Source organism: Nocardia exalbida NBRC 100660 (assembly GCF_000308575.1).
Classification (GTDB): domain Bacteria; phylum Actinomycetota; class Actinomycetes; order Mycobacteriales; family Mycobacteriaceae; genus Nocardia; species Nocardia exalbida.
The window spans coordinates 1-1,462 of the sequence record NZ_BAFZ01000103.1 but is presented as its reverse complement, the minus strand read 5'-3'; the positions used below and the strand labels follow the sequence as shown (position 1 = coordinate 1,462).

Here is a 1,462-nt window from a genome sequence, read left to right as displayed (position 1 = left end):
CGCGCTGTTGGGTGTGTTGACCGCGGGTGCGGCGTATCTGCCGATCGACACGACTTATCCGGTGCAGCGGTTGGAGTTCATGCTCGATGACGCCGCCCCGGTCTGCATCCTGACCACCGCCACCGAGCGGGAATCGCTACCCGCGGGCAATATTCCGGTCCTCCTGCTGGAGGACACCACCGGCTACGACGACGCACGCGTCCGCAACCGCGAACGTGTGGTGCCGCTGCGGCCGGACAACCTGGCGTATGTCATCTACACCTCCGGCTCCACCGGTGTGCCCAAGGGTGTGGGGGTCGCGCACCGCAACGTGGTCGAGTTGTTCGCCAACACCCAGTCGCTGTTCGAGTTCGACGAAACCGATGTGTGGACACTGTTCCACTCCTTCGCGTTCGACTTCTCGGTGTGGGAACTGTGGTGTGCGCTGGCCAACGGCGGCACCGTCGTCGTGGTCGACTACCTGACCTCCCGCTCGCCGGAACAGTTCCGCGAACTGTTGATCCGCGAACAGGTCACCGTCCTCAACCAGACCCCTTCGGCCTTCTACCAGCTCGCCGAGGCCGACCGCGCCGCGCACCCGGACGAGCAGGGCGAACTCGCGCTGCGCTACGTCGTGTTCGGCGGTGAGGCACTGGATCTGCGCCAGTTGCAGCGCTGGTACGAGCGCCACCCGGTGGACGCGCCGTGGCTGGTGAACATGTACGGCATCACCGAGACCACGGTGCACGTGTCCTACCTGGCGCTGGATGAGCAGATGGCCGACAACCCGGCCAGCGTGATCGGACGCGCCATCCCCGGCTTGGACGCGTACGTGCTCGACGACCGGCTCAACCCCGCGCCGGTCGGCGTCGCCGGAGAGATCTACGTCGCGGGCGCTCAGCTCTCCCGCGGCTACCTCGGCCGTCCCGGCCTGGCCGCTACCCGCTTCGTCGCCAATCCCTTCGGTGCGCCGGGTTCGCGGATGTACCGCTCCGGTGATATCGGCCGGTGGGTGGGCCTGGGTGGCCTGGCCACCCTCGAGTACGCCGGGCGTGGGGATCAGCAGGTCCAACTGCGTGGGTTCCGGATCGAGTTGGGGGAGATCGAAGCGGCGTTGTTGCGGTGTCCGGGGGTGAGCCAGGCGGTGGTGGTGGTGCGTGCCGACGAGCACGCCGGTGACCGCTTGGTCGGGTATGTGGTGCCCGATGCCGGGACGAGTTCGGATGCGTCGGTGCTGCGTCGGCAGGTCGCGGAGTTCTTGACCGGTTACATGGTGCCCGACGCGATCGTGGTGCTGGAGGCGTTGCCGTTGACCCCGAACGGGAAACTCGACCGCCGCGCCCTACCGGCCCCGCGGGTCGACAGCGCCGTCGCGTTCCGGGCGCCGGGCTCCCCGGTGGAGCAGGCCGTGGCCGAGGTGTTCGCCGGGCTGCTGGGCGCCACGGAAGTCGGGCTCGACGACGACTTCTTCGCCCTGGGTGGT

1 protein-coding gene is annotated in these 1,462 nt (G+C 68.4%); it reads left to right on the top strand.

What is annotated here, in order from left to right:
* On the top strand, positions 1–1,462 hold a 1,462-nt coding region (locus tag ON29_RS24980; RefSeq protein WP_040870038.1), incomplete at both ends, for an amino acid adenylation domain-containing protein.